25 protein-coding genes and 1 pseudogene are annotated in these 25,872 nt (G+C 53.2%); 16 read left to right on the top strand and 10 right to left on the bottom strand.

The features are described 5' to 3' along the window. Positions 1–438: 438 nt before the first annotated feature. Complete coding sequence (locus ACA074_RS27270) at positions 439–1,155, top strand: hypothetical protein (protein WP_497678122.1); 717 nt, start codon at positions 439–441, stop codon at positions 1,153–1,155. On the opposite strand, the gene ACA074_RS27265 is transcribed toward ACA074_RS27270, so the two are convergent. After that, a complete protein-coding gene (locus ACA074_RS27265) occupies positions 1,149–2,150 on the bottom strand; it encodes a toll/interleukin-1 receptor domain-containing protein (protein WP_497678121.1) in 1,002 nt (333 codons plus the stop codon). The genes ACA074_RS27270 and ACA074_RS27265 overlap by 7 nt on opposite strands. A gap of 797 nt (positions 2,151–2,947) precedes the next feature. Between ACA074_RS27265 and ACA074_RS27260 the strand changes: the two genes are divergently transcribed. The 3 genes from ACA074_RS27260 to ACA074_RS27250 all read left to right on the top strand — a co-directional run bounded on the left by ACA074_RS27260 (position 2,948) and on the right by ACA074_RS27250 (position 7,615). Continuing rightward, on the top strand, positions 2,948–5,998 hold the full coding sequence (locus tag ACA074_RS27260; protein WP_497678120.1) for an HsdM family class I SAM-dependent methyltransferase: 3,051 nt from the start codon (positions 2,948–2,950) through the stop codon (positions 5,996–5,998). Beyond that, a complete protein-coding gene (locus ACA074_RS27255; protein ID WP_497678119.1) occupies positions 5,995–6,726 on the top strand; it encodes a hypothetical protein in 732 nt (243 codons plus the stop codon). Before ACA074_RS27260 ends, ACA074_RS27255 begins: the two co-directional genes overlap by 4 nt. Positions 6,727–6,814: 88 nt before the next feature. Beyond that, positions 6,815–7,615, top strand: coding sequence for a hypothetical protein (locus ACA074_RS27250; protein WP_497678118.1), 801 nt, complete (start codon positions 6,815–6,817; stop codon positions 7,613–7,615). A 204-nt stretch (positions 7,616–7,819) separates the two neighbouring features. Here ACA074_RS27250 and ACA074_RS27245 read toward each other — a convergent pair whose 3' ends face one another. Together ACA074_RS27245 and ACA074_RS27240 are read right to left on the bottom strand one after the other, a co-directional pair. After that, positions 7,820–8,893, bottom strand: coding sequence for a PIN domain-containing protein (locus ACA074_RS27245; RefSeq protein ID WP_497678117.1), 1,074 nt, complete (start codon positions 8,891–8,893; stop codon positions 7,820–7,822). 297 nt (positions 8,894–9,190) lie between these two features. Next, the gene (locus ACA074_RS27240) at positions 9,191–9,460 is read right to left on the bottom strand and encodes a hypothetical protein (protein ID WP_497678116.1); all 270 of its coding nucleotides are present in this window, start codon (positions 9,458–9,460) and stop codon (positions 9,191–9,193) included. Positions 9,461–9,807: 347 nt separating this feature from the next. On the opposite strand from ACA074_RS27240, the gene ACA074_RS27235 reads away from it, so the two are divergent. Further along, positions 9,808–10,422 (top strand): HAD family hydrolase, encoded by a 615-nt coding sequence (locus tag ACA074_RS27235; RefSeq protein WP_497678115.1) that lies wholly within the window; start codon positions 9,808–9,810, stop codon positions 10,420–10,422. Between the two features lie 21 nt (positions 10,423–10,443). Here ACA074_RS27235 and ACA074_RS27230 read toward each other — a convergent pair whose 3' ends face one another. Beyond that, the gene (locus ACA074_RS27230; RefSeq protein WP_497678114.1) at positions 10,444–11,079 is read right to left on the bottom strand and encodes an antitoxin Xre/MbcA/ParS toxin-binding domain-containing protein; all 636 of its coding nucleotides are present in this window, start codon (positions 11,077–11,079) and stop codon (positions 10,444–10,446) included. A gap of 193 nt (positions 11,080–11,272) precedes the next feature. On the opposite strand from ACA074_RS27230, the gene ACA074_RS27225 reads away from it, so the two are divergent. From ACA074_RS27225 to ACA074_RS27205, 5 genes are all read left to right on the top strand, one after another. Further along, positions 11,273–11,545 (top strand): hypothetical protein, encoded by a 273-nt coding sequence (locus tag ACA074_RS27225; RefSeq protein WP_497678113.1) that lies wholly within the window; start codon positions 11,273–11,275, stop codon positions 11,543–11,545. A gap of 1,157 nt (positions 11,546–12,702) precedes the next feature. Then, a complete protein-coding gene (locus ACA074_RS27220; protein ID WP_497678112.1) occupies positions 12,703–13,176 on the top strand; it encodes a hypothetical protein in 474 nt (157 codons plus the stop codon). Positions 13,177–13,193: 17 nt separating this feature from the next. Beyond that, positions 13,194–14,561, top strand: coding sequence for a Dyp-type peroxidase (locus tag ACA074_RS27215; protein WP_497678111.1), 1,368 nt, complete (start codon positions 13,194–13,196; stop codon positions 14,559–14,561). Positions 14,562–14,571: 10 nt separating this feature from the next. Next, positions 14,572–15,849, top strand: coding sequence for a cytochrome P450 (locus tag ACA074_RS27210; protein ID WP_497678110.1), 1,278 nt, complete (start codon positions 14,572–14,574; stop codon positions 15,847–15,849). A 21-nt stretch (positions 15,850–15,870) separates the two neighbouring features. Beyond that, positions 15,871–16,734 (top strand): SGNH/GDSL hydrolase family protein, encoded by an 864-nt coding sequence (locus ACA074_RS27205; RefSeq protein ID WP_497678109.1) that lies wholly within the window; start codon positions 15,871–15,873, stop codon positions 16,732–16,734. A gap of 568 nt (positions 16,735–17,302) precedes the next feature. Here the strand turns inward: ACA074_RS27205 and ACA074_RS27200 are convergent. The 3 genes and pseudogenes from ACA074_RS27200 to ACA074_RS27190 form a co-directional block, all read right to left on the bottom strand. After that, positions 17,303–18,214: a hypothetical protein gene (locus ACA074_RS27200; protein WP_497678108.1), complete on the bottom strand. Its 912-nt coding sequence runs from the start codon at positions 18,212–18,214 to the stop codon at positions 17,303–17,305. Between the two features lie 49 nt (positions 18,215–18,263). Then, the gene (locus ACA074_RS27195; protein ID WP_497678107.1) at positions 18,264–19,037 is read right to left on the bottom strand and encodes a hypothetical protein; all 774 of its coding nucleotides are present in this window, start codon (positions 19,035–19,037) and stop codon (positions 18,264–18,266) included. Between the two features lie 329 nt (positions 19,038–19,366). Further along, positions 19,367–20,218: pseudogene (locus ACA074_RS27190) on the bottom strand (YifB family Mg chelatase-like AAA ATPase); the annotation flags it as partial. A gap of 323 nt (positions 20,219–20,541) precedes the next feature. Between ACA074_RS27190 and ACA074_RS27185 the strand changes: the two are divergent. Together ACA074_RS27185 and ACA074_RS27180 are read left to right on the top strand one after the other, a co-directional pair. Further along, positions 20,542–20,820 (top strand): type II toxin-antitoxin system RelE/ParE family toxin, encoded by a 279-nt coding sequence (locus ACA074_RS27185; protein ID WP_331693068.1) that lies wholly within the window; start codon positions 20,542–20,544, stop codon positions 20,818–20,820. 7 nt (positions 20,821–20,827) lie between these two features. Continuing rightward, positions 20,828–21,133: a HigA family addiction module antitoxin gene (locus ACA074_RS27180; protein WP_093097040.1), complete on the top strand. Its 306-nt coding sequence runs from the start codon at positions 20,828–20,830 to the stop codon at positions 21,131–21,133. Between the two features lie 109 nt (positions 21,134–21,242). Here ACA074_RS27180 and ACA074_RS27175 read toward each other — a convergent pair whose 3' ends face one another. The 3 genes from ACA074_RS27175 to ACA074_RS27165 form a co-directional block, all read right to left on the bottom strand. Then, the gene (locus ACA074_RS27175) at positions 21,243–21,452 is read right to left on the bottom strand and encodes a hypothetical protein (RefSeq protein ID WP_497678106.1); all 210 of its coding nucleotides are present in this window, start codon (positions 21,450–21,452) and stop codon (positions 21,243–21,245) included. Beyond that, positions 21,449–21,967 carry a BRO-N domain-containing protein gene (locus tag ACA074_RS27170; protein ID WP_497678105.1) on the bottom strand — a complete coding sequence of 173 codons (519 nt, stop codon included), beginning with the start codon at positions 21,965–21,967 and terminating at the stop codon, positions 21,449–21,451. Before ACA074_RS27170 ends, ACA074_RS27175 begins: the two co-directional genes overlap by 4 nt. A 364-nt stretch (positions 21,968–22,331) precedes the next feature. Continuing rightward, the gene (locus ACA074_RS27165) at positions 22,332–22,592 is read right to left on the bottom strand and encodes an accessory factor UbiK family protein (protein ID WP_007920416.1); all 261 of its coding nucleotides are present in this window, start codon (positions 22,590–22,592) and stop codon (positions 22,332–22,334) included. A gap of 413 nt (positions 22,593–23,005) precedes the next feature. On the opposite strand from ACA074_RS27165, the gene glnK reads away from it, so the two are divergent. From glnK to sutA, 4 genes are all read left to right on the top strand, one after another. Beyond that, positions 23,006–23,344: a P-II family nitrogen regulator gene (gene glnK, locus ACA074_RS27160; RefSeq protein WP_002555808.1), complete on the top strand. Its 339-nt coding sequence runs from the start codon at positions 23,006–23,008 to the stop codon at positions 23,342–23,344. A gap of 37 nt (positions 23,345–23,381) precedes the next feature. Then, positions 23,382–24,719 carry an ammonium transporter gene (locus tag ACA074_RS27155; RefSeq protein ID WP_497678104.1) on the top strand — a complete coding sequence of 446 codons (1,338 nt, stop codon included), beginning with the start codon at positions 23,382–23,384 and terminating at the stop codon, positions 24,717–24,719. 215 nt (positions 24,720–24,934) lie between these two features. Further along, a complete protein-coding gene (locus tag ACA074_RS27150) occupies positions 24,935–25,360 on the top strand; it encodes a secondary thiamine-phosphate synthase enzyme YjbQ (RefSeq protein ID WP_100846853.1) in 426 nt (141 codons plus the stop codon). A gap of 101 nt (positions 25,361–25,461) precedes the next feature. Further along, positions 25,462–25,788 carry a dormancy-specific transcriptional regulator SutA gene (gene sutA / locus ACA074_RS27145; protein ID WP_187678258.1) on the top strand — a complete coding sequence of 109 codons (327 nt, stop codon included), beginning with the start codon at positions 25,462–25,464 and terminating at the stop codon, positions 25,786–25,788. Positions 25,789–25,872: the final 84 nt, after the last annotated feature.

Here is a 25,872-nt window from a genome sequence, read left to right as displayed (position 1 = left end):
TTTTAGTGGCATCACTTAGGCATGTAAATGCCGTTTCAAAAAAAGGATGGTATTGCTGGCGTTCTCTCTCTATAATTCTGGCGCCTTTTTACATATCAATGATGGCCTTTGGCTATCGCCGCTTACCTCTACGGTGGCGTCTCAAGAACCGCCGACCCAGTTGCTCATTATTCGAGCCGTGCGGGTCACACATGAAGGATCATCAGATGTGGTTCACAAAGCTTCTTAGGGCTCTGCTCCCTACTCTCGCACGGATACCGGCGAGCACTTCCAAAGCGGCTTCCGCCGCTGTAGCTGCGGGCCTCGTTCGCTCGTATGCCCGTGGCAATGTCAATTTGCAGCGTGGTCGATACGTGACCGCCGCCCAAATCGAAGCTCGCAAGCAAAAGCTTGCTCAACATTCGTTCTGAGAAAGCTCTCGCCGTGACAGACTTGTCCATGCCTGACATCCAGGAGCTGGATGTGCGCGTTCGCGCACAAGAATTGGTGCGCCTTTTCCAGCTCGCTGAAGAGAAAATCAAACTGGTAGAGAACCTCAACCAGGAGCTGTCGATACCCGCAATCAATGAGTTGCGCTACGCCGGCTATCACATGACCCAATTTCTGGCTGGCACCGGTGACGGAGCTAGCGCGCAACTTGGCAAGGCCGAGAATCACTGCAAGCGTGCGATCTACGATGCGGTCGAAGCGGGTGTGACGCATCAGCTAGAACTGATCAAAATCTTTCAGCAAGATTTCCGTAATCTGATCATTTCCGAAACGGTCAGCCGGTATCCGGAAATCAGGACTCAGATTAATGCAGCTCACAAGCTGATCTTGGCACCCAGGGATCCCGCAAAGGATCGCTCTGAGTATTACGACCAGTGCTCAATTCATCTGGAAAATCTGCGCGTCGCACACGAAGAGCTGGAATCGTTCCGCGAAGATCTGATCAAGCGTTTGCAGCGTCAGAACAAGGAAGGTCGTAATCGCTTTGTTGCGGTCGCAACGCTTGTGGGGACGGTCGCAGCGGTCGGATACGCCGCGTTGGCTTACCACAACCCGAGTACGCCGACAGTGGCTGCGGCACCGGTACCCAGTCCAGCCAACTTGGTAACCGGCTCGCCTGCGCCCCTCAGTGCGCCGGCATCGCCAGCAGCCGGAGCCACTCAGTAATCTGCTGCTTGTCGCTGGGCGACTTCGACATTCGAATCAGCTGCGTTTAATAGCATTTCCAGCGCTTCGTAACCCTCATCGCGACGCATCAGGAATCCAACGATGTCATCTGCGTCAAAACTAAATGGCTCGGAAATCATGACCGTTCTGAAGAACGTGTTCGCGAGGACGACGCCTCCCTGATTTAGGAGTTTTTGTTCGTTCTCGCCGGTTAGCTGCTCGAAGAATGTTGACAGCACTGCTGTCGCGAGGGGGCGCATATCGATTGACGAGGACGAAAGTTCCCAATGCCAGCGAGCCTTTGATGGGCAGAACGTTGGGCTATCATCGTTGAGCATGTAATTCCAGTTATCGCTTTCCCACATCCACTGTGCCGGCAGCAGTGGATGGGGTGTCGCATCTTGTCGATAAACCATCACCTCGTGGGAGCGGCCATTACCCCAGATCGTCACTGGCCGTTTGCGCAGGAAGTCGAGTGCGCGATGGCGTAATTTGAATGCAGCCAGTTGAGAGTTGATGCCGTTTTGTACCTGTGCCGGTTTCATGCCCTCGGCCACGCTCATTACAGCCATTCCGAGATCAATGCTCAGTTGGTGTAGAGGTTGTAGATTTAGGTAAAGACGCCCAGTCAGAGGGGCGGGCAGATTGTCAGTGCATCCGTTTTCAAGAATGAGAGGGACGATACGAACTCCAGGCTCGTCGGCAATGTTGGTCAGCATCTGCAGCTCGCGGAACAGTCCCGAGCCTTCTTGTTGAGCAGCACTCACATAGTCTTGGTCACATAGGCACAGAATTAGTATCGGGCGCTTGGCTAAAGCCTGCGCAATAGCGGCGTCGATTGATTCCCCATAGGCGATGCTGTCGCGATCCCAGAATACGTCGTGGTTCCAATCCACACTGCTAACGATGCGCTGACGTACCCATTCCTTGTTTTCTAATCCTTTGCCCCATGCGTAGGAAATGAAGATCGAGTTACGGTTCTCTACTTCTGTCATTTTTCACTCTCTGTGATCTGTTGAGGACGGCAACAGCCAAGCCGCTTGACTGGATTGACTGCAGAGGAACAAGCGTCAATGAAGGAAACCCTACTTGGAAAGAGTTAAGGCAGCTATCAGCGTCATGGAGCTCTCTCCCCACGCAAAGAATTCTCTGGAGCGAGGTGTCGGCTCTGCGTCCGTCTACCGAACAAGCATAGGTACGTGATTAGCCCTATTCTAAATCGTGGATAGCAACGAATTAGGAGGCGTATACTCCCAATATGAGATTTGTACCTGCCCAAGTCAAAGAAGCCATCGGAATCTCCGAAGAGACATTCCGGCATTGGCGACAAACACTTGCACCCTTGAAAGGGAAGCGGGGTTACGGCCCTTGTTTTTCCTCTGGTGATCTACTCTCGCTTAAGGTCGTGGCTCAGTTGCATGCATTGGGTATTCAAGTGCGCCACGTCGCCCCCTATGCTGATGCTTTATTCCAGAGCTGCTCTCAAGTGGCCTGGTTTGGTCTTGAGGACAAAGCAGTAGTTTTCGATGGGGAGTCCATTGAGTTAACTAGCTTATCTGCTGAGCCAAAATGGGATACGCGCGCGCGCATCGTGATACCGCTTAGCCCGTTGATCTCAGCGCTTCGAAAATGTCTCTCCGTTGAAGAGGGAAGCCCTCAATCCAGCTTAGTGTTTCCTCCGCTCGAAGTGATGAAAGGAAGGCCGGCGTGATGCCAATACAAAGCTGCTCATCACTTTGCTTGCGAGTCGAGAAGCCAGTCTACACAGTGCGAAAACAGGGAAAAGTTTACGATGTTGCCTGCTGAGTTAACCCGCCAATCCATTGCTACTGCCTTGGGCACGCAGCCTGAGACAGTGGTGACCTTTGCGCAGGCGTCATTTGCACTTCGGCCAGAGCACCTAGATTTCTTGGGTCTGGTCAATGCACACGCGCGTGAGGAGCCTACACCGGATGCAGTGGTTCTTAAGGACGATCAGCCACTGTTTTACATTTGGGACCTTAGGCATGAGCCCCTGCAGCATTCTCAAGATCGATGCAGGGACATGTCCCGCCTTGCACTAAGGTCGGATGCTCCCTATGTCGTATTTCTGCGTCCTGGCAGTGTGCAGGTCTACGCGCTAGGGCAAGCTCGCGATGTAAATGCCTCGCCGCTACTGGAGACTGCGGATCTGCATCCAGGTCTACTCGCCAAACTAGCTTTTGGGGATGTGTCGGGGCGCTCAGACGGTATCAGCACGCATGACCTAATGCTCGAGTTGCTGAATGTCGTCACTGAGGAGTTGATTGAGTTCCGGGGAGTCAGTGCAACTGAGGCATTGGCAATGACGGGGCGGGCGATTTTTCTTCGATTCCTCTACGACCGGGGGATTCTTGAGGATCAAAACCCCTTCCCCGGCGTACCACGTTTTATGGATTGCTTGTCTACACCAGAGTTTGCCGCGATCAGTTCAGCGTGGCTTGACGAGACGTTTAACGGCGATTTGCTGACCCTCCCGAATGATGGAAGTGAGGCCTATTTTAAGGGCCTGAATGTCAGTAACGGAACATCGGCTTTGGACGATCTGAGCGCGATAATCAGAGGCGACAAGCCTGTGGGTGATGGTGCTTATCAGACACAGTTTTCCTGGAGCGATCTGCATTTTGCCTATATCCCCGTAGGCCTCCTTAGTCAGGTGTACGAGGAATACATTCATCGCTTTGAGACGGCAACTGCAAAAGCGCAGAGCGTCTATTACACGCCCCGGCACTTGGCAGAGTACGTTGTAGACCAAGCGTTGGGTATGCTGGGCCAAGATGCCTACAAGGCAAGGGTATTGGACCCTGCTGCAGGTGGTGGCGTGTTCCTGCTTGCCGCATTTCGACGGCTTGTTCAAGGCTACTGGAGGGCTACAGGCAAGCAGCCAACTACGAAGGTAATACGGCACATACTTAACAACCAGTTGGTCGGAATGGACATCAACCCGGCAGCGCGGCAGTTAAGTGCTCTGGCCTTGTACTTGACCGCTTTGGAGCTGGATCCTGATGTTGCCAAGTTACAGGATCTTAAGTTTGACCACCTTCAAGGGCGTGTCTTGCTTGACGCTGAAAACTGGGTAGATGAGACCAGTGGCCTGTGCTTAGGCAGTCTGAGTAGGCCGGCCAACGAGTTCTTGTGCGGACAGTTTGATGTGATCGTCGGTAATCCACCTTGGACCTCCGTTGCCGCGCTTAAGCAAAAGAAAGCGTTTGATCAAGTCTCGCGTCAGGCAATGGTCGAGCGTGGAATAACTCCTGTGGCCAATCCTGATGGGGTCCCAGATTTGCCATTCGTTTGGCAGTCAACCCGCTGGGCAAAGCCCGGCGCCGTGTTGGCTTTTGCTCTCCACGCCCGCTTATTGATCAAAACGACACCGCAGGGTCTAGATGCGCGCAAGGCGCTTTTCAGTGGATTGGATGTCAAATACGTTCTGAACGGAATGGAGCTGCGTAATACCCCAGTCTGGCCTAGCAACGCCGCATATTTCTGTCTTCTTTTCGCGCGAAATCGCGCCGCTGAGGCGGGAAGCCAGTTCTATGCAGTGACACCTGCAGTTGACCGAACGCTCAATGCAGAGGGCCGTATACGTATCGATCACAAAGATGCTTGGGCATCTGACGCCGATATGGTCGGGCAAATGCCTCATCTGTTTAAAACGCTCGCGAAAGGCAATGGCTTGGATGTTGCCTTGCTGGAGAAAATACAGCGTGACGTTAAGCGGCCTCTCAAGAGCCCCGAAAAGCGCGAGTGCGGCGTACAACCCGATGCGCAGCGACCAACGTTAAAAGCCTACGCCGATAGTGTCGGCATCCATCATGGCCATGGATATCAGACCAGTAGCGAAGACGAAGAAGCAGGGTTCCTCACTGGTTTGCCGATGATGCCGGACCCGAGGGAAGCGCTGTGGCACGTAGTACCTACTCAAGATTTGCTCCCGTTCGAACTTAAGCGTGTGCACCGCAAGCGTCATTCCAATATCTATGATCCGCCGTTGGTGTTGCTGAGGAAATCACCTAGTACTCAGGACAACGCGCCTACTGCAATGCTGGCTCTTGACCGAGTCGCATACCGCGAATCGTACATTGGATACAGCTGCGCAGCAGTGGCAGAGCCTCATCTTATGTCCGTATATCTGTGGGCTTTGATGAACAGCAAGCTGTTTCTGTACTACGCATTGATGACCAGCAGCATTTTTGGTTGCGAGCGCGAAGCTATACAGAAATCGGATATCGAGCAATTTCCGGTAATCCCGCTCGACTCGCTACCCAAGAAGAGTATCGATCTCTTACACGAACTCCTCGCGAAGGCCGAATCTGGTGGTTTCGTAATGCAGGACGTTGATTCAATTGTCAGTTCCATCTATCGATTAGCGCCGGCGGATATCACTCTCGTTGAAGATCGCCTGTCCACTGCTCTTCCTTTCTCTCGGGTGAAACGGTTCGCTGTATCTCCACCCAATGAGGCGGATGTAAACCGATACTTGGAGTCGCTCGAAAAGATCCTTACGCCTTTCGATCTTAGTGATGAGCCGCTTGAGCTGACTGCGTACCCACAGAGTCCGCTTTCGCCATGGCGATTCATAAGGGTCGGGGAGCGCAGTCTTGATGACATGCCCAAAACTTCTGATTTGCTTGGGGCGTTGAACATGGCAGATGACATGGGATGCACACTGGTGGAGTTCCATCAGGAGAGCGCTGTCTATTTAGGTATCTTGAATCAGCGTCGATACTGGACCCGAACCGCCGCACGTACGCTTGCTTTGGATTTAATCAAACGTAACGATGCAATCCTCAATCGTGTGACAAGGAGCAGGGTCGCTAGATGATTGGTCCACATGGAAGTCCTGGAAAATTGATCTCTGGTAATGCTGGATTCCCCGTTAGGGTCTCCCCGAATGTCTTGGCCGTAGTGATCCAAGCATTGCAGCAGGCCTGGTCCGTCATCTGCTCAGACCCGATAGAGCACCTCTCGCCTGTCACGCCAGGCAACCCAGAGGAGGACCGCTACACGGACGCTCTTTGCGAAATACTTTCTCATTTTCTGGATTCTGACGACTGTCCTATTGATGGTTTTACGTCCGATGTGTTTGAGAATGTCGAACGCTCACCTAACATTGGAAACTTTGATTTAAAAGTCATCAACAAACAGCCAGACCTCGTGATCCGTCTTGCTAACCGTCCGATTTCTAATACTCGCCGTTACGTTGGCATATTTGCTGAGACAAAAGTTGTATCCCAAAAGAAGAGTCTCACCAATTACACCAAGGAAGGCGTTTCTCGATTTGTGCGTGGTGATTATGCTTGGGCAATGCAAGATGGCCTCATGATCGCGTACCGCAAGCAGCCCCATCGGGGGATAGCAACGCTGGAGGCACCGCTGAAAAAGGATCAGTCATTGCTGGTAATTCAGGACAATGCGCAGCATCTCATTCAGTCCGGACTGCCGGTGCCTGCCTGTGGCAAGAGCACGCATGAGCGTCAGTGGAATTATCAAGCTGGTGGGGCGCCCGGGGAGATCAGCCTCTGGCATCTCTGGGCTTTCGATATTCCTTAAACTTGCTGTGTATATCTGTACCGTTGCCCTTGAATGAAAACCGCTAGTCACTAGCAGGGCTTTGTAACTGCCATCTCGGAGACCAAGTATGTTCAGTACACTAGAGGATCAGGAAGGCAAAAAGAAAATGCGCCCAGCGACGTATTTTGACATTTGGGGCCCATGGCGAGAATCCGTTATTGAGCAACATCGTTTCTACGTTGAACAGGGAGTAAATAAGCTGCTTTCTCAGTTCAATAACATTGAGAAGGAAGCGGAAGAGGCAGCAGAGCGTTGGTTGGATCAGCATTCTAAATATTTTGACCCTGATCGAGATGATCCAGGAAGTATCGAAGAGGACGCCTTTCATGAAGGCGTCGAGTATTTCCTGCTACTGAGTGAGCTACGAGACCAAACCAGGCTTGGAATCGTCGCGGGTATGTACCACGCTTGGGATAAGGAGTTGCGGCGGTGGCTTATGACGGAGATTCAACACTGGCACAGGGGGCCCAACGTTACAGATGCGGTGTGGAAAGCCACCTTCGAAGACATTGTAGAGCTACTAGTGAGCTGCGGGCTTGCAAACCCCGACGCAGGCTGCCTCTTAAAGTTGAGCGCTTGTCGATACGTCGTCAATGTCTATAAGCACGGCGAAGGCAATTCCTTGGATAAGCTAAAAGCCGGTCATTCTGAGTACCTGCGTGTTCAGTCTGCTGACGGAAGCGACCTCGACGTTCGTTGCATTGATCACGCCAATCTGTTGGTTACAGATCATCAGCTAGGGGAGTTTTCCGACGCAATCGTTGAATTTTGGCGCATGATTCCGAACAGAGTAAGTAGTGAAACTCTTAACGTGCCGGCGTGGTTTGAAAAAGCAAGAGAAAAAGATCTAAAGTTGCCAAAGCGTTAGACTTGTTTTAACGATAGATTTCAGCCTATAGCTGTGGGCTATGGTGGATAAGCGGTGCATGTCGTTCCAGAGATGTTCCAAATCTGATCCTAGCACAGCTAGTCAAGTGCATTTAGCCGCGCTTTCTCTTTAGCCCCCGACCCGCCACCGGGAATGCCATACGGGCAGCGGCAGCTAGTGTCCAGGCCGCTGCTCGCTAGAAAATCACATCCTAGGATCTTCCCATGGAGTTTCTTCAACGCCGAATTCGATGCCACCGCCTAATCCATTTATGCGCAAGTGGAACTCATCGTTTATGAACTCCCCTTCATCTTCCTCGAACGACAAGTCCAACTCCACCGAAAATGTTTTTTCTTCCTCTTCTTGGCGGTCTGTAGAGCCAAAGGTATAGAGAGTTCCATCCTCTTTATCGTAATGTCCGTTCGCAGTGTCAGGGCCGCTAACATTCACTAAAAATTTTGCAGTCACCTCAAAAGTTATTTGGCAGCTTTCATCATCAAGATAGATTATCTGTGGCTCAAACTCTTCTATTTCTATAACTTCAAAGTCGTCGACCTCTGCATCCTCCCATGTAGAAGAGTTATAGGTCTCCGCATCTTCGAGTTGGGATTTAATTTGCTGCGTAATTTCGTCTTTCTTGATTTCCAGAAAACGCTCAATGAAGTTGGTCCGTTCGTCATTGTGCTTGTTATAAACATCGAGAAGTTCGCTGAGCGTTTCAATGCTGATAAATTTATCGTTGGTCTCGCAGAAAGCTATATGGTCTGGGTCGGCCGAAACGACGTATACCTTTTCCTGGGTGTTTAACGCTGAACGTATCGAAAGGAGAGAGAAAGCATCACGGAATTCGTTAGGTTTTTGAGCGCTGAATGGGCTGGTGAAATTAAAAAACATGTCAATTATCTCATTGCCATCTACACCATCCATGGTTATGACGCTTGTATTAGATTCCTCAATAAAGTCTTCGAACGCTTTTAGTGCTCGTTCCTCTAATAGATTTTCATTTATTTCTGTGAAAAGTTTTTTAATGTTTTCATCATCGTGCTCCTTAAGAACAGCGGCTTTCCGCCGAAAATTCTTAATGCCTTTCAGTGCCTCTTGAATTTGATCAACAATTTTTCGGCGGACCTCTTTTACCACAATGGTACTGGTAAGGTGGTTGAGCTCGCTCTTGCTGCATAGCTCTTCAAAGTGTTTTATTGTTCGAGAGTTGAAGTCAAGGTTTGCTCTGACAAAAAATTGCGTATCGATAAAAACGTTTCGAGTTACTAACGGCATTTTTCCTTCTCCCGCTTAAGTTTGTCCGCTACTCTCGCATCACCACTAAGAACGTCGATACTGACTACTCTTAGCGGTTGTCGGCTCTCGCATGTGCCGCATTGAAAATGCTGTCAACATCTATGGATATTTCTGCGCGCAATCTTTTCGCAGCATTTATTCAATACATTTCGTTAAAAAGACTAGATACTGATCACTTGATTCAAAGCTTTGTTACTGATTCTGGTTGGTACACGGTGGCAAAAATAGATAAGAAGCCCGCGAGAGCAGGCTTTGAACGCTGAAGGCGGGATCATGTCAGGGCCTCTTTTTGCCCTGGAGTTTGTAAAGCTCTTGCAACAATTGAATATTGATTTTTTGCGAAGCATCCAGCTGGCTTTGATACTGCTCGAACAAAGGCGCCATTAGGTTATAAGCGTCGATAGCGCCTGCATTCCGTACAGCTTGTGCACCACCCTGTTGAGCCAAAAGCATGTTTCGGGAGGCGCCCCTCGACGACCATTTACCAGTTACAGGGTTAAACGTTTTCTGCGTCCACCCAGCATCGTAATCTTCACGATTTTTCATGCTCACCTCCGATTCATTGATCATTGATGCCAAACTGATAAGCGACTTCAGCGAACGTAGCCGAAAATCGGCTTTAACAGCGTAGACCAACCCTGCCTTAGGAGCGGGTACTTTCATCGGCTGCGACGGTCCGTGCGTCGGGTAACGACACATGAATCACAGGCACATCTATTCTCAAATCTAACCTCGCGATTGACAATCCAAAGCTGCGGCAGCTCGCATCGAGAGATTGAGGCGGGTTGTAGCGAAGTCCAATCGTCTGGATATTCATTGGAAAATGTATGCTCGGAATAGGCTGAATCTTTCATATTGCCTGGAAACGCACCCTTTCGAGGCCCAGTGCTGTTATGCCCATTCCCGCAGTCATCTTCGACGCCTTCGGCACCCTCATAAAGATCAGTAAAGGCAGTAGCCCTTACCGAAAAATCCTGAAAATCGGGATCGAGCAGGGTCGCCGACCTCAGCCACACGATGCGGAATGCATCCTGTCTTTGCCTATGGACTTACGCCAGGCGGCTGATTTTTTCGGGATTAGTGTCGATCCCTCGCTGATGGTTTGCTTGGAGTCAGACCTCGGCCGCGAACTTGCCGACATCCGGGCCTACCCGGATGGCATTCATGCCGTTCGACAGCTGCAAGAAGCGGGCGTCAAGGTAGCGGTCTGTTCAAATCTCGCAAAACCCTATGCAGCGGCCATTGAACGCCTCTATCCAACACTCGATGGATACTCCTACAGCTTTGAGATTGGCGCCGTTAAGCCCTCTTTCAAAATATACAGCCATGCGGTTCACGCTGTATCGGCATCGCCGGCAGACGTGTGGATGATTGGGGATTCTAAGGAGTGCGATTGCGATGGCCCAACTGCGTTCGGGATGCGAGGGTTCTGGTTGGATCGGCAAGGCCGAAGCCCCCATAGTTCTCTAGATAAATTTGTCGAAGGTGTTCTTGGCGTCTACTTGTAGTCATGCCGCTGGTAGAAGCTTTTAGCTGTACAAGCCTTCGCTTATGCGGATCAACATTTCTTCGACGAAATGAAAGCCAACGGTGGTCTGAAGTAACTCAAACGGGCTTTTTCCTGCGAGATGGGATTTTGGTTTGGTGAGCCAGTGCGTCGCTTTTTCGGATGCACCGAAAACAGCGGTCGCCATCGCAACCATATGCAAGGCGCGGTACATCCGATCGCTGGCACCGACGTCTAAGGGCAGATCGTCTTTTAGATAAGCGTGGAACATTTTATTTGAGATGATCCATTCCCGGTCCATAGACCTTAAGACGCCGTCATTGCAGAGCGCCTGGAGCCTAGCGGCTGGAAAGCCGGACTCTATCGATTTATGTATGGCGAGATCTGAGGCGTCAGGCGGGATACGCAAATACGTTTCAAGCAGGGACCTGTAAGTCCTATGTAGGGCCGCCCGTGGGGATTCCGACGATGGCCGAATAATTGATGAGCGACCTATAGGGCTTAGCATAATCAAGCCATTTTGCATCTCGATACTGAGCTCGTCGCCAATCTCCAAGCCGGTTTGGGCAAGGAGTTCGGCAGGAAGATTGATAATTACATCTCCGCTGCCATCTTTTGGATCGATGCTCTCGACTACCCAACGGTTCTTTTCGCTCATAATCCATGCACTCGCGTTATCGTTCGAGTGGTTCGATTATGCTCGCCTTATCATGCCTACGCACGGTTGGCGCAGCGTTTTCACCTGGCGTGACTGTCTGGGAGGGCGGTACCCACTTCCCCCTGTCTGGGCGTCAATCACCGCCATCCCCTTAATTTCCCACCGACCGCAAGTCACCCGAAAAGGATGCGCCATGGCCGACACCCCTCACGAATTATCCGGACAACCGCTTTTGCCGAATGACCGAGCCCAGGTCGCCTGGTTTGAGTTGCTGACCCAGCTCATGGGTGCGATCTCGAAAGCGGATGCTCGGGAGTTTTACCAGAAGGCGCAGGGTTATATGGCCGCTCTGCATGATTCGGACTTGATCGACAGCGCCGATTTGAAGCTCATGGCCACAACAGCCCTTCGCGCGCTGAGCGATGTCCTGGAGCGACTGCATGCGGAAAGGATAGACAAACCATGAAAAGTCTAGAACGCTAAGCAGTGCAAGGTCGCTTTGGTGCAAGAGGTCGCCGTGCGCGGGGTTGTGTCGCGCGGGTTTCTGGTGGATCTGAGAAGATCGCGTGAGGAAAATCACGGGCACAAAAAAACCGCCGTTGGAGAGGCGGTTTTCTGTGTCAACCGAATTGGGCATTCGGTTTAACGGTTCGCTGAAAGCATTCGACGAGCCGATCATAGGTTACGTATTCGTCTTTATGCAATAGTGAATACACCACATTATGTTGAGGAAACCTCGCAATTAAGCGGGTTAACTGGTGGTTAAAACTTTTTGTGGACAAACTGAAAGACGTCGAGTAAAGGATAATTTCGGCGAAAACAAACAGATAGTACCGCCTTGTCAACATCTGGCAATTCTTTGACAGCATGCCAATCACTTGGCTGTCACTAGCGTCAAGCGCTTTCTGCGCATATGAAAAATAATCTGATTAATCGACCAAAGTGCTTTTTTTGGGTACCAGTTTTGGAGTATTACGTTAACCCAAGGGCGAGGATTGCCCTGGGCCCCTCCGCATCCACGTCTTGGAAAACGTGCCGGGATTGGAAAGGCCGACTAACACCTGGCTCGCTGAAAGCATTCGACCTCTTTCAGTAGAACTGTCGCTCTGCCCGGTAAGGGCGACGGGGTCAGGCTTCTGTTGGAGAAGTCGCTGATGCGTCTGATCAAATGGATGTACCGTCTATGGCAGGGTTTTTGCGCTCTGCTGAGGATGGTTCAGGCTTATCGCGCCTATGCTTGGCTGCGCGACCACCTCGACCATCTGTAAAACAGGCCCCGCTTCGGCGGGGCTTTTTTTTCGCCTCCAGAAGCTCCACCTCAGAAACGATTCGATGAACTGAGACTCGACACTGGCCGAGCTATTCCGCTTTATTTGAGCGGACAAGACCGCAGCTTTGCCGATTCAGTCAGACATTCTTGACGGATGAAATAGGCCAAGCTTCGCTCGGCCTGACTGAAACACCTCATCAGAAAACTTGCCTCTGCTGGCCGAATATAAATCCTGTACTACTATAAAAATGCTCGTTTACGCACGTAGCCGTACTAAAGGCATGGCGAATTACTCCTTAGTCGGCAGACCACTGCAATACCCGTTCTAGGACGGATTCAGGAGAGGAATAAGCATGGAAAGCATAATTAGCAAGACCATTGGACAAGTCACCGAACTGACCGTAATCACTCCGATTATCGAGGGTAAGGCTAATCATTTGCGGGACGTTCTTAATGGGATTCAGGTTAACCCGGACAGCCCGATCAAGCGCATCTCGTCGATTCACTACGCACGCTGGGTAATTTTCGACAATGACTCCCGGCTATTATTTACAAGTAATTTTGACGGCACATGGGAGAAGTACCTACGAGATTTCGTCGAACTGGCTGCGGCCGGGCTGGATGCAATTTGGAGCAATTGCGTCGGCTACCCCGGAGCAAAACCCTACGAGGCGTTCGCGAAGTACGTGCGCTCCCACCAAGTGGAGACCAATCTTTTCTACGCGGCCTATCCGGACGCAAGTGTTCCGACGGTAATCAAAGCACTCGATTGGGAAAAAAAGACGAACGCTTATCAGCGCGAACTGGCTAAGCCCCCTAAAATTTAGGAGGCGTAGCTGAAAGAATGAAAACAGCCAACGACATTTACCTGAATCTTGCCGATATCCAAGGCAACATTCTTAGGGCATATCGGTACCCATGGGCCGCTTATCTTTTTTTGCAATTTCCAAGTGCGACAGAAGGTAAAAAATGGTTGCGTCATTTACTGGACATGGGTGTCACAAGTTCGGAAATCTGGCCAGAAGACTTCGTAACGGGACAACGCAAAAAGCCTTCTGCGACCCTGAACTGTGCCCTCACATTTGCTGGACTGAAGACTTTGGGGGTCGCTCCCCAACGATTAACTCTTTTGCCTGCAGCCTTTCGAGAGGGGATGTACGCTCGCGCTCACCAGTTGGGCGATACCGGCATGAGCGCGCCCGATCATTGGGAGCCCCAGCTTCACGATGCCGCCATCCATGCGATGGTGATGGTGAACGCTGAGAGCGAGAGCGCTCGGAAGAGCCGCGTCGCGGCCTTGCAGCAGGCGGCTAATACCCTTGGGCTAATTGAAGTGGCCAGGGTGATCTTGGCCGATGCCCTAGCGGAGCAGCGTGAGCATTTCGGGTTTCGAGACGGCATAGGTCAGCCGAGCATTGAGGGCGGATTTGTCGACGAACCCGGTATGGGCGTTCCGCAAAACAACGGAGGATGGAGACCACTCAAACCGGGTGAGTTCCTGCTCGGATACACACAGGAGCGAGAAGCGCCGCCATTCCCGCCTCCACTCTTCGATCTTTGCTCAAACGGTACATACGTAGTCTTTCGAAAACTGGCGCAGGATGTAGCGGCCTTTCGGGCCTTTGTGCGGAATGCAGCTTTAAGTGCATTTGGTTCCGACAGCCAAGTGGCACAGGATCGAATGGCGGCAAATCTCATAGGACGTTGGCGCAGTGGTGCACCACTTGTGTTATCACCGTCCCATGACTCAGGATCGGCTGAGAACGACTTTCGTTACCGGGACGACCCTACAGGCCAGCGCTGTCCGCTCGGAGCGCACATTCGACGGACCAATCCACGCGATGCGCTCAGCGATGGTACACATGTGCCCTTTCACCGCATCCTGCGGCGCGGCTTGCCCTACGGCCCCCCCTTCGAGACCGCCCCCGACGCTGATCGCGGCCTTGTATTTCTCGCCCTAAACGCAGACATAGAAGCTCAGTTTGAGTTTATCCAGGAGCAGTGGGTGAACAAAGGTGAATTCGCCGGCCTGTTAGCCGAGGAAAGAGACCCCATCATTGGAGCCAACCTCGACGGCCAGATCACAGTGCCAGGCGCAACTCATAATCCGTTTCTTTTTGGCTTGAGCCGATTTGTTTCGACGCGCGGCGGTGGGTATTTTCTGATGCCGGGTATCACGACACTCGGACGCTTAGCAGACGGTACGCTTTAAGGAGATCTCCATGGAAACGTCGTTTCTGGTCGAGTACAAAGCTCTTGAGAGTCTGTCCAAGAATCCGATGGAATTGGCTGCGGCTCAAGCGAGCCTAGTGCGTGACTGGCTTGCTACCAAAACCAAGGCCATGTTTGACGAACTGCGTCGGTCAGAACCCATTTTCAAATCCCCACGGGCCATCATCGTCACGCGCCAGCCGGATGTGCATGAAATCCTGTACCGTGATGCTGAATTTACTGAAGCGATCTACACGCCGCGCATGCAGCGTGTCCACGCGCACTTCTTCCTAGGTATGCCGGATTCGCCCGAGTACGAGCGCGAGGTGTCGACCCTTCGCCTAGCTTCGGGACGGGGAGATCTCGTGAGCATCCAGCGGTTTGTTCAAAGCGAAGCTGAGAGGCTGGTCGCGACAGCTAAGCACGGTAGCCTGGATCTGGTTCGGGATCTCGCACGCGTTGTCCCGGCACGGTTCGTGGCTTGGTATCTTGGGGTAAACGGCCCCGATGAACGCACTTTGCAGCACTGGATGCGGGTCTTGTTCTGGGACCTATTCCGAAATCTGACTAACGAGTCGAAAGCGGTGAAGGCTGCAGATGAGGCCGCGATGGCACTCGAAACACACTTATCTGCAGCTATTACCGAACGCAAAGCCGCCATCGCGAAGGGCGAGACGACACCGGACGACGTCATGACACGCTTGCTGCGACTGCAATCCGCGTCATCACTAGCTCTCGACGATGACGGTATCCGTCGCAATCTTACGGGACTGGCAGTCGGTGCCGTCGATACCACAAGCGAGTGTGTTGCCAACGTTCTGGACGTACTACTCGATCAACCTGACATGCTGGCAGCCGCTCAAGAAGCTGCTAATCGCGACGACACGACGTTAGACGGCTTTGTCTTCGAGGCGTTGCGCTTCAAACCGCAACATCCGTTCCTTTATCGGGTCTGCGCCTCCGACTGCACGATCGCACGCGGAACTCCGCGTGAGGCTCACATCCCGGCCGGCAGTTTTATTGTGGCTGCAGTATGGTCGGCCATGTTCGATGAAGCGGTAGTCGAAAACCCGGAATTGTTTCGACCGGGGCGCCCGGCTGGCGATTACCTGCTGTTTGGCAGTGGCCGACACACTTGCTTCGGAGCCCACATCAATCGTGTCCAGATATCGGCAATCTGCCGAAGCGTGTTACGAAGGAAAGGGCTTCGACGCAAGGCGGGACAGGATGGGCAGATGAAATACGACGGACCGTTTCCCGACAGTCTGTTACTCGAGTTCGATAATTGACCAAGGCACAAGGAGGGACTCATGAGTACGCCAGATAATGATGCTATCGAAATTGGATCGAGGCAGGCGGATGAGGCTTACGAGTACCGCAGTCAGCAGATTGGTCTAATGGGACTAGCTCCCCCGGGAGCGGGAACTCTCTTGGCTGAGGGCGACTCCTGGTTTGATTATCCGTGGCAAGATGTCCTATCGGAGCTCGAGGACCATCACGGCTTCGATGTTGATTCTGTCAGCCATCGAGGGGACCGGATTGAGGATATGGCCTATAACACGGGACAGCTCATTCCGTTAGTGCGCAAGTTGGAGAAAATGATTCGGTCCAACAAGGCGCCGAAAGCCATCCTGATTTCGGGAGGCGGAAATGATGTGGCGGGAGAGTCTTTTGCCGCGCTTTTAAATCATGCTAAAAGCGGGAACCCGGGCCTTAACCAACAGGTAGTGAGCGGTTTTTTGGATGTGCGAATTCGCTCAGCCTACATAACTATCCTCTCGGCCGTGACGGAAATAACCAAACGGCAGTTGGGATATCCCGTACCCATTCTTTTACATGGCTACGACTATGCCGTCGCAGACGGTAGGGGCTACTTTGGCGGTTGGGGACCGTTACCGGGACCATGGTTGGAACCTGGATTTCGGGAAAAAGGGTATGAGGATCCGGATCAGCGCCAGCAGATTGTGACTCAACTAATTGATCGGTTAAACGAAATGCTGGCGTTACTAGGTAATGTCGACGGGCTCGGGCATGTGCGCCATTTAGACTTGCGTGGCACACTGAGAAACGACCACACATACAGAGATTGGTGGGATAACGAACTGCATCCCACGAAACGGGGGTTTCGAGCTGTAGCTGAAAAATATGCAAAAGCACTAAGTTTGTTGCCGTGACCGGAAACTGACCCGGTAGATGCATAGCGCGACCTGTTTTCCTGGTTCCTCACTTAGGCCGCCGCTCGCCTTGGTTGTCGGCGGCAAAACTTTACGGAAAGTCAGGCTGGCTGGGGGCATTGGCAGGATACAGAGTCAAGAAACGCAATGGCTTCGGTCTTTGGCTCAAACGCCCGGGGAGACCGGTTCAAAAGGTCGTCCCGATCTTGGCAACTAGCTGATCGATGGATTCGACCTTGAGTGCTCTGCCCACCTATGGGTAGGTGGGTTTCGCGGAGCTCTTAGGTGTAACCGCCACCAGGTCCTAATCAACGCTGAGGTAGAGCGCGCGTGTGCTTACGCACATGCTCCCTCTTGCCAAAGCGAAAACGCTGGTACTGCTGCACCTGCACGGCTTTATGATCACGATAAGACATGATGCATTCCTTCAGTTCATTAGCTGCTTAGCAGCCTTCACACGTTAGGTGCAAAGCTCGCGTTTAACGTGGATCAATGAATCTGAAGAAGTCCCGGATGGCGGTTACGGAAGCAATCGTACCGCGAGTTGGGGATTCTGGCTAGCGAGGCCTCATGGGGCAGCCTGATGAGCTTCCTGCCGTTCACGTCGAGCATTTTCGGCTTTAGCCACAATATTGTTTCCCATGACCGCTAGGTCATTTATAAGTGCTCTCGTTCGAAGATCAAGCACGTCATCCAGATTGAATGCATACACGGTAGTGTCACACATAAGTGCTGCAAGTTTGTATAAGTGTGCGAGTGCGTTGATCATATTCAGATCATGCTGCGCTTCCAGCGCTAGCGAGGCATGGCTCGCATGTGTGTAAAGGCATAGGTTATTGTATACGAATTCACCATATACTCTTGGAATAGGGGTGCAATCCAGCAAATCAGCCCAGCTAAGCTTTTTTTTAGTGGTTATCTTCCATTGTCCATTTCGCACTGCATTTTTAATTTCCGTGGAAAGCAGCTTGTAAATTGGGCTTTTTGTAAGTATTTTCCGGCACTCAAGAATTTTTTCGTTAATCGTCCCGATCTGCTGGTCATATAGATCTTTGTATCCTTCAAATTGTCTTATTCTTTCATAAGTGCGTTTATTGTCTAGGTTTCCCGCAAGTTCGTAAGCGGTGTATTTGAATTTTCTTTCCTCCCGTCCGCCGGTGGCAAATTTGCTTTTGGTGATATAGTTGTAGGTCAAGTATGTTTCGTGGCAGCTTCGGATTTGTATGTTTACGCTTCTTACGTCAATATAATTTATTTCTGGCCTAAAAAAATAAGGTATTTCATTAGATAAATGGTAGGTTGTATTGTACATCTTGAAAAAGGTTTTGAATAAGCAATATATCCACTTGTCAGCCTCTGACATGGCTTGGTGCTGCCATTCCAGGTGCATATGCAAAGTTGATAATGCCTCGAACATTATTTTTGCGACTTCTTCATTGCTAATATTGTTCACTATCCTTAGGTATTCATCTTCCGTCATGGCTGTCTAATTCTTGTGTTGTTAGAGTTTTAAATATCACATGTGCCCCTCATTGTGGGCAATGAGCTAGGTCGCGAGCGAAGTAGTAATCGATGCTGGCCTCCATGGCAAGGCGATTAATGACCGCCACGCCATCACGGTGCAGCCTGGATGGGTTCACTTCAGGATGCGCGCAGAGGCAGGCGGTGGGCGACAGCGGTACAAACAGCCATTTGGAAAAGTTGTCCGGCACGACGAACTCCCCCTCGACAGCCTGCAGGAGCTGCCACGCTTCGCCGCTCATCGCCCTTACCGCGTCGGAAAGTGTGAGGCGGATCGACGGTGCAACCAGCGCGCGGCTTGAAATAGTGAGGTCGGGGCGGATACAGCTGATACCTTCAGCCTCCATTAGCTCCTGCTCATCTTGGGTGTAGTGATGCCGGAGACCAATTACCTCTGGAGCATCGCCGATTGACGGGTTAGCCAGCCGTTCGTTCTTCTTCCACTGCGCTCGGATCTTCCAGAGGCAGTAGAATTCGTTGATCACGGTGAAATGCTGGCGGCCAAAGCGAAAGGCAGGATTATCGAGGATAACGCTGGCTAGAGCCTGGAAGGCGTCCTCGATGTCTTTCATGAACCCGCCTTCCGCCTGTTGATCCCAAACCCGTAGGGCGCAGAAGATCTGGTCTGCTGGCCTGGCATGAAAGACCTTTTCAGACGCCTTGCGCAGCACCTGAACCGCCCCTTTCTCGTTCGCGAAGCGAGAAATGCTGGCGCTCGGGAAAGTGTGTTGGTTTATCGTCAACTGATGCGGGTTGCCTTTCTGTGGTGGCTCAAAAGTCATGGAATGGGCTCGCATGTGAAGGGTATGTTACGCCAGAAAACTGGGCGGCCCTGCAAAAGCAACTGAGCCCATCCGTGCCGACGGCTTAAAAAGCAAGATTTTCCGCCAAGCGAATCCCTCGCGGCAAATCGAAGGAAAAGTTGTTGCCGTAGAACATGTTGAGGCAGAGCTTGCCCCCCCCCCCGATGTGTAGACGTGCGCGTTTTCAATAGTCATGGGCGTGATCGTGTTCCGGGATGCCGCGTCGCAGGTTGCAAGCAGTTGTGGCGCCACAAGCGTAGAATATTCCAGTCGCATTAATTTCGAAAAAATCGCCTCTATTTCGAAAGCCGACAACTGCCACCGACCAGCGCCGGCCCTGATGCCGAGTGGTGCGGTTGACGGAAGGGACGCTGTGGCCAATGCGTCAGTGGCGCACCGCTAGCAACCGATTGAATCGCCGCCACCTCCAGCGCTTCGCATTCAGGCAGCGGCGGGAGCAGTCCCGGCAATCGACTGGCCAACAACGTCTTGCCCGTCCCTGGCGGGCCGCTGAACAGCAGGTTATGCGCGCCCGCTGCCGCAATCAGGAGCGCACGTTTGGCTGCCATTTGCCCCTGCACTTCGTTGAGGTCGGGGTAGGGTTTGGCGGCATGCATCAAACCGTCCGATACGTAAGGCTCCACTGGCGTATGCCCGTTGAAATGCGCCACCGCCTCCAGCAGATGATCCACCGCAAACACCTTCAATCCCGACGCCAGACACGCCTCCTCGGCATTCGCCCGCGGCACCACCAGCGCCCGCCCGGCTTTGCGTGCCGCCAATGCCGCCGGCAATACCCCTCGCACCGGCCGCACAGCACCGGACAACGCCAGCTCACCGAGACACTCCACATCATCCAGCGTCAGACACGGCACCTGCACACTCGCCGACAGAATCCCCAAGGCAATCGCCAGATCAAACCGCCCGCCATCCTTGGGCAAATCCGCCGGCGCAAGATTCAAGGTGATCCGCCGCGCCGGAAACTGCAGCCCGGAATTGATGATCGCGCTGCGCACCCGATCCTTGCTCTCCTTCACCGCCGCCTCGGGCAGGCCGACCATGGTCAGTGACGGCAGGCCGTTGGCCAGATGGACTTCAACGGTAACGGCGGGAGCATCCACGCCAATCTGGGCGCGACTGTGGACGATGGAGAGGGACATGGTCGTTCCTTGAGCTGAATCGGGGGCCGCTTCCTGCGGGTTTTTGAAGGGTAGTTGGGAGAAGACGCTTAAGCGGGTCGAGCGGCGCGCGAAAATTTCTCAGGATGTTGCTGGAACAAGTCGCAAGGAATCTATCCAGTACTGCAAGCGGACATGCGAGTTGTTTGTGTAGGAAAAAGCAACGGATTCGGTGAGGACCGGGCCGCGTGAGTAGTCCATTTCTGAGAGTCTTGAAAGAACACCCAAATCACAAGATGGACTGTTTGCTTTGATGATTTCCGCGAATACACTCAAGATTAATGCATAACGTTAAGATTTAAATTATGATCGTTAGCTTCGGATGTTCTGAAACCGAATACCTGTTCCGCAGCGGTAAAACCCGTTTCTGGTCAGCCATATTGAGTGTCGCGGAACGCAAGCTGACGATGCTTGATGCGGCAGCGGTATTAGCTGATCTCCGGTCTCCTCCGGGAAATCGGCTCGAAGCTCTGGAAGGAGATCGAAAAGGGCAATTCAGCATTCGGATAAACGCCCAATGGCGAATTTGCTTCGTCTGGGGGCTTAATGGCCCTGAGGGTGTGGAAATCGTCGATTATCACTGAGGTGACTATGACTAAGAATGGTATGCGTCCGGTTCATCCCGGTGAGATCCTCAAAGAGGAGTACCTGGAGCCTTTGAGCCTTACAGCAGCTGCGTTGGCGAGAGCACTAAATGTGTCGACTCCGACGGTGAACGATATTGTTCTACAGCGGCGAGGTGTCAGCGCTGATATGGCGTTAAGGCTTGCTATCTGCCTAGACACCACCCCTGAATTTTGGCTGAACCTGCAATCGACTTACGATTTGCGAAAAGCTGAAATTGAGAAAGGAGCTTCCATCCGTGATCAAGTTGAACGGCTGGCACATTGCGCTTGAATCCGAATTCAAGGTCGGACGGTTGGGAACTCAAGAGTTGCGGTAACTATTTCTCAGAGAACATTTGTAAGGCGTCCTTTGGACGCCTTTTTTTGCTATCTAGCCAAATTCAATGTCTTCTTCCAGCCAGCAGGCCACTTGGCTCAAGCTCTGGCCCACACGTCAGGGCAACTTCAATAAACCTCAGTTGATTGGCTGAAGGGCGCACGCTCAAACTAAGCGTTTCCGCGCGCAGTTCAAAAATTTTAAGCAGCTTTGCTTTTCGCTTTTTTAGACTCATACGGACCTTGTGCTCTTGGCGTTTAGATTGGGTATTCATATCAACTGCAGCGCCTTTTTCCACCAAGAACCTGCTGTTCCTATAGGACGTTTTACCTGCTCTCGCTCCACCATCATCTGCGGCACATCTTGTAACCGTATCCACGGCTGATTATTCCAATGCAACAAACTCAACGTCATGTCCGGCCAACTGAGCAAGCTGAGGTGTGGACGTTCGCTTGTGGTGGGGTGTTGGGTGTCGCGCAGGGTGGGGATGACCTGGTGGGTGAGCCATTCGCGCAGGGCTCGGTATTCGGGGCAGTAGTGGTAGACGAGGAGGGCGTAGACGCCGGATTCGCTGATCAGCAGGGTGTTTTCGGTTTGGTTGTGGATCAGGGTTTTGCGGGTTTGGTGTTGGTCGGAGTCGAGTTTTCGCAGCATGCGTGCGTTTAGGTAGATGTGCAGCAGGCGGCTCAGGTCGCGGGCGGAGAACCAGGGTTGGTTCTGGATCAGGAGGGCGTGGAGGGGGAGTTTGTGGCGAGTGAAGATGTACGGCTTTAAATAGGTTTCTTCCATGGTGCAGTTCTCAGGGTTGAGTGAAGAAACTGCCTCTAATCGTCGCCAAACGAAAAGGGTGGCAGCTATGCGCAGGTTGGCGAACCGGGAACCCCGAAATCCGGCAGACCCGAAGGTCTCCCACGCAAAGCCGCCATAACTCGAGAGGGGAAAAGCGCCCTGTACGAATGTGGTCGTCTTGCGTCGAGGATTTCCAGGTCGCCAAACCCGGTGCTGAACATTCAGCATCGGGTGAGCTTAGAAACCGGGGCTTTTCGACGCAATCGGACGGCGGTCACTCAGGTTGTAGGACGTTGCCGAGATGATTGAAGGGCTGAAGATCAAAAGATCGCAGCCTTCGGCAGCTCCTACAGGGGGAGCAGGGTTACTCGGCTGGCGGAGTCAGCTTCGCTTCCATCTCGGCCACCTTCGCTTCGAGGCTTTCAAGGCGGGCGCGAGTGCGGGCCAGCACGACCATCTGACTATCAAACTCTTCCCGGCTCACCAGATCGAGTTTGCTGAACGCGCTTTGCAGCAGCATCTTGAACTGGCTTTCGATTTCGGCTTTCGGCAGCGGGGTGTCGCCGCTGAACAGACGGGAGGCGGTGCCGCTCAGGGCGTCGAGGAAGTCTTTGGGCGCGAGCATGGGGAATGTCCTGAAAACAATGGCGGGCAGTGTATCACGCAGTGTCTATAGTCAATCTCGCAGGCAGGGATGCACGCTTTTCGCGCAGGCGGACGGACGGCGACGCACCGTTGTTGTGCGTATCCGCGACGCCTTTTGCACGGGAGTGCCTGCGGCAGCGGCCAAGGGATTGAAATCAGTGAGTTTTGGCGAGATGGCAAGGTTTCTGCTTAGTCACCTGTGACCCATGCACTGATGCAGTCGCTGTGACGAATGCAGTGCGGCAGGCGGAACGGGGAGTTTCGTCTGATGCGGTTAGCTGGCGTCAGTCGGGCGGTCAAGGCCGACGATGCGTTACAAAGCCAGGCACTGCGCTTAGACTTGAGTCGGGTTTGTTTTCCTGGGGCAAGTCCACCAATTCGGGAGAGAGTTTCATGAAGCTAGTCACTGCCATCATCAAGCCGTTCAAGTTGGACGACGTGCGCGAGTCGCTGTCCGAAATCGGCGTGCAGGGCATTACCGTTACTGAAGTCAAAGGCTTCGGCCGGCAGAAGGGTCACACCGAGCTGTATCGCGGCGCGGAATATGTGGTCGATTTTCTGCCCAAGGTGAAAATCGACGTGGCCATCGACGACAAGGATCTGGATCGTGTTATCGAGGCGATAACCAAGGCTGCCAACACCGGCAAGATCGGTGACGGCAAGATCTTCGTGGTCAATCTGGAACAGGCGATTCGTATCCGTACCGGCGAAACCGATACCGACGCGATTTAAAAGCCGCCACAAACCCAACGCCCCAGGAGAAAACAATATGACTCTGCGTAAATTCGCAGGGCTAGGAGCCCTGTTGTCCATCGTAATGCCAAGCCTTGCAATGGCGGCAGACGAAGTGGCGGCCCCAGTCCTCAATTCCGGCGACACCGCCTGGATGCTCACCTCCACAGCCCTCGTGCTGTTCATGACCATCCCGGGCCTGGCGCTGTTCTACGGCGGCATGGTTCGTTCGAAAAACATTCTTTCCGTGATGATGCAGTGCTTCGCCATTACCGGTCTGATCAGCATCCTGTGGGTCATTTATGGCTACAGCATTGCGTTCGACACCACCGGCATGGAGCAAGGCGTCGTCAACTTCAACTCGTTCTTCGGCGGCATGGGCAAGGCGTTCCTCGCCGGTGTCACGCCTTCGAGCCTGACCGGCCCAGCGGCGCTGTTCCCTGAGGCGGTGTTCATCACCTTCCAGATGACCTTCGCGATCATCACCCCGGCGCTGATCGTCGGCGCGTTCGCCGAGCGGATGAAGTTCTCCGCGATGCTGATCTTCATGGGCATCTGGTTCACCCTGGTTTACGCACCGATCGCGCACATGGTCTGGTCCGGTAACGGCGGCCTGATGTGGGACTGGGGCGTGCTCGACTTCGCGGGCGGCACCGTGGTGCACATCAACGCGGGTGTGGCCGGTCTGATTGCCTGCCTGGTATTGGGCAAGCGCAAAGGCTTCCCGACCACCCCGATGGCACCGCACAACCTCGGTTACACCCTGATGGGTGCGGCGATGCTGTGGGTCGGCTGGTTCGGCTTCAACGCCGGTTCCGCTGCGGCGGCCAATGGCACCGCCGGCATGGCGATGCTGGTTACCCAGATCGCGACTGCTGCGGCTGCGCTGGGCTGGATGTTCGCTGAGTGGGTCACCCACGGCAAACCAAGTGCTCTGGGCATCGCCTCGGGTGTGGTTGCCGGTCTGGTGGCGATTACTCCGGCTGCCGGTACCGTGGGCCCGATGGGCGCACTGGTGATCGGTCTGTCGGCGGGCGTGGTGTGCTTCTTCTGCGCCACCACCCTGAAACGCAAACTCGGTTATGACGATTCCCTCGACGCATTCGGCGTACACGGCATCGGCGGTATCCTCGGCGCGATTCTGACCGGTGTGTTCGCGGCGCCGGCTCTGGGTGGCTTCGGCACCGTTACCGATATCGGCGCGCAGGTCTGGATTCAGGTCAAAGGCGTTGGCTTCACGGTGATCTACACCGCAATCGTCACCTTCATCATCCTCAAGGTTCTGGACGCCGTGATGGGTCTGCGTGTAACCGAGGAAGAAGAGTCGGTTGGCCTCGATCTGGCACAACACAACGAACGTGGCTACAACCTGTAATTACGCGCACTAAAAAACTTGCCCGGTTCGCCGGGCATTTTTTTGTCTGGAATTTGTCATTGAAGGACAAGCTGAAAGGATTTTTCGTACGGCTTTGGTCGAGTTTACGAAGGGTGTTTTTCTGCGGGCAATGGCTTACACCGTTGCAGGAATATTAGGGCCTTTGTTTTTTCCCAGAGCGCGCTAGAATGCGCCCCGAATGTGCGGAGAACTGTATGTGGCAACAGACTCTGATAACCCTGCGGGCAAGACCCCGGGGCTTTCATCTGGTAACGGACGAGTTACTCGCCGGCCTGCCTGAACTCAAGGCATGTCGGGTCGGTCTGTTGCATTTGTGGCTGCAGCATACCTCGGCGTCGTTGACCATCAACGAGAACGCCGATCCGGCGGTTCGTCGCGACTTCGAACGATTTTTCAATCGTCTGATCCCACAAGGAGCAGACGGCTATGAGCATAACGACGAAGGCCTGGACGACCTCCCGGCGCACTTCAAGGCCAGCGTGCTTGGCTGCCAGATCAGTCTGCCGGTTTCGGCAGGGCGACTGGCACTGGGAACCTGGCAAGGCGTTTATCTGGGCGAGCACCGTGATCATGGCGGTGCCCGTAAAGTCCTCGCCACCTTGCACGGTGAAGGGGCATAGCCGCTGGTCAGCAGCGGTGAATGATTTTTTAACGGCGACTTTCGACAGTTGCCAAAGCTGGTCTATAACTAATCTGCTTTTCGCAAGTCATGAGGTAGAACATGAGCGACGATGATCTGGAAACCGACGACCTCGAAGTAGGCGACGAAGACGAGGCCGAGGAAGGCCTGGAAGCAGCAGCGGAAGACGTTGCTGACGACGATGGCGGTGACGATGCGCCGGTCCCGGCTGCCAAAGGCAAAGCCAAGGCTGCGGTGTCGGTAGATGAGTTGCCGAGCATTGAAGCCAAGAACAAGGAGCGCGACGCCCTGGCCAAGGCCATGGAAGAGTTCCTGTCGCGAGGCGGAAAAGTGCAGGAAGTGGAGGCCAATGTGGTCGCCGATCCGCCCAAGAAGCCGGACAACAAGTACGGTAGCCGCCCTATCTGAGGCGTGCCGCTTGCTTGCTGAAAAAGCCCGCCGTCGCTGCGGGCTTTTTCATGCCTGGAATATCACATGAAGGTGATTGGGTGA

It is taken from the genome of Pseudomonas sp. LBUM1655 (assembly GCF_059716085.1).
Note: the sequence above shows the minus strand (reverse complement) of the source record. Positions and strands in the feature narration are given on the sequence as shown.

What these genes read in the sequence shown, in the direction of transcription:
- ACA074_RS27270 (WP_497678122.1), top strand. Translation starts at nt 439, where the DNA reads ATGCCTGACATCCAGGAGCTGGATGTGCGCGTTCGCGCACAAGAATTG.
- ACA074_RS27265 (WP_497678121.1), bottom strand. Translation starts at nt 2,150, where the DNA reads ATGACAGAAGTAGAGAACCGTAACTCGATCTTCATTTCCTACGCATGG.
- ACA074_RS27260 (WP_497678120.1), top strand. Translation starts at nt 2,948, where the DNA reads ATGTTGCCTGCTGAGTTAACCCGCCAATCCATTGCTACTGCCTTGGGC.
- ACA074_RS27255 (WP_497678119.1), top strand. Translation starts at nt 5,995, where the DNA reads ATGATTGGTCCACATGGAAGTCCTGGAAAATTGATCTCTGGTAATGCT.
- ACA074_RS27250 (WP_497678118.1), top strand. Translation starts at nt 6,815, where the DNA reads ATGTTCAGTACACTAGAGGATCAGGAAGGCAAAAAGAAAATGCGCCCA.
- ACA074_RS27245 (WP_497678117.1), bottom strand. Translation starts at nt 8,893, where the DNA reads ATGCCGTTAGTAACTCGAAACGTTTTTATCGATACGCAATTTTTTGTC.
- ACA074_RS27240 (WP_497678116.1), bottom strand. Translation starts at nt 9,460, where the DNA reads ATGAAAAATCGTGAAGATTACGATGCTGGGTGGACGCAGAAAACGTTT.
- ACA074_RS27235 (WP_497678115.1), top strand. Translation starts at nt 9,808, where the DNA reads ATGCCCATTCCCGCAGTCATCTTCGACGCCTTCGGCACCCTCATAAAG.
- ACA074_RS27230 (WP_497678114.1), bottom strand. Translation starts at nt 11,079, where the DNA reads ATGAGCGAAAAGAACCGTTGGGTAGTCGAGAGCATCGATCCAAAAGAT.
- ACA074_RS27225 (WP_497678113.1), top strand. Translation starts at nt 11,273, where the DNA reads ATGGCCGACACCCCTCACGAATTATCCGGACAACCGCTTTTGCCGAAT.
- ACA074_RS27220 (WP_497678112.1), top strand. Translation starts at nt 12,703, where the DNA reads ATGGAAAGCATAATTAGCAAGACCATTGGACAAGTCACCGAACTGACC.
- ACA074_RS27215 (WP_497678111.1), top strand. Translation starts at nt 13,194, where the DNA reads ATGAAAACAGCCAACGACATTTACCTGAATCTTGCCGATATCCAAGGC.
- ACA074_RS27210 (WP_497678110.1), top strand. Translation starts at nt 14,572, where the DNA reads ATGGAAACGTCGTTTCTGGTCGAGTACAAAGCTCTTGAGAGTCTGTCC.
- ACA074_RS27205 (WP_497678109.1), top strand. Translation starts at nt 15,871, where the DNA reads ATGAGTACGCCAGATAATGATGCTATCGAAATTGGATCGAGGCAGGCG.
- ACA074_RS27200 (WP_497678108.1), bottom strand. Translation starts at nt 18,214, where the DNA reads ATGACGGAAGATGAATACCTAAGGATAGTGAACAATATTAGCAATGAA.
- ACA074_RS27195 (WP_497678107.1), bottom strand. Translation starts at nt 19,037, where the DNA reads ATGACTTTTGAGCCACCACAGAAAGGCAACCCGCATCAGTTGACGATA.
- ACA074_RS27185 (WP_331693068.1), top strand. Translation starts at nt 20,542, where the DNA reads ATGATCGTTAGCTTCGGATGTTCTGAAACCGAATACCTGTTCCGCAGC.
- ACA074_RS27180 (WP_093097040.1), top strand. Translation starts at nt 20,828, where the DNA reads ATGACTAAGAATGGTATGCGTCCGGTTCATCCCGGTGAGATCCTCAAA.
- ACA074_RS27175 (WP_497678106.1), bottom strand. Translation starts at nt 21,452, where the DNA reads ATGAATACCCAATCTAAACGCCAAGAGCACAAGGTCCGTATGAGTCTA.
- ACA074_RS27170 (WP_497678105.1), bottom strand. Translation starts at nt 21,967, where the DNA reads ATGGAAGAAACCTATTTAAAGCCGTACATCTTCACTCGCCACAAACTC.
- ACA074_RS27165 (WP_007920416.1), bottom strand. Translation starts at nt 22,592, where the DNA reads ATGCTCGCGCCCAAAGACTTCCTCGACGCCCTGAGCGGCACCGCCTCC.
- glnK (WP_002555808.1), top strand. Translation starts at nt 23,006, where the DNA reads ATGAAGCTAGTCACTGCCATCATCAAGCCGTTCAAGTTGGACGACGTG.
- ACA074_RS27155 (WP_497678104.1), top strand. Translation starts at nt 23,382, where the DNA reads ATGACTCTGCGTAAATTCGCAGGGCTAGGAGCCCTGTTGTCCATCGTA.
- ACA074_RS27150 (WP_100846853.1), top strand. Translation starts at nt 24,935, where the DNA reads ATGTGGCAACAGACTCTGATAACCCTGCGGGCAAGACCCCGGGGCTTT.
- sutA (WP_187678258.1), top strand. Translation starts at nt 25,462, where the DNA reads ATGAGCGACGATGATCTGGAAACCGACGACCTCGAAGTAGGCGACGAA.